We start from the raw sequence: 209 nt of genomic DNA, 5'->3' as shown, positions 1-209 counted from the left end.
GGGCGCAGGACGCAGCGCCTGTCGGTGAGCCACGCCTTCCACTCGCCGCTGATGGAGCCGATGCTCGACGCCTTCCGTGAGGTCGCCGAGAAGCTGACCTATGCCGAGCCGGTCGTTCCGGTGGTCTCGAACGTGACCGGTGGGATCGCCGGCCCCGGCCTGCTGTGCTCGGCCGACTACTGGGTGCGCCACGTCCGCGCCACCGTGCG

Annotated in this window: 1 protein-coding gene; it reads left to right on the top strand. The window is 71.3% G+C overall.

Annotation, left to right across the window (positions count from 1 at the left end):
• The coding region (locus ADK41_RS16120; protein ID WP_158717755.1) for a hypothetical protein at positions 1 to 209 on the top strand (209 nt) is incomplete at both ends.

This window comes from Streptomyces caelestis (assembly GCF_001279005.1).
In the GTDB taxonomy this organism is placed as follows: domain Bacteria; phylum Actinomycetota; class Actinomycetes; order Streptomycetales; family Streptomycetaceae; genus Streptomyces; species Streptomyces heliomycini.
Note: the sequence above shows the minus strand (reverse complement) of the source record. Positions and strands in the feature narration are given on the sequence as shown.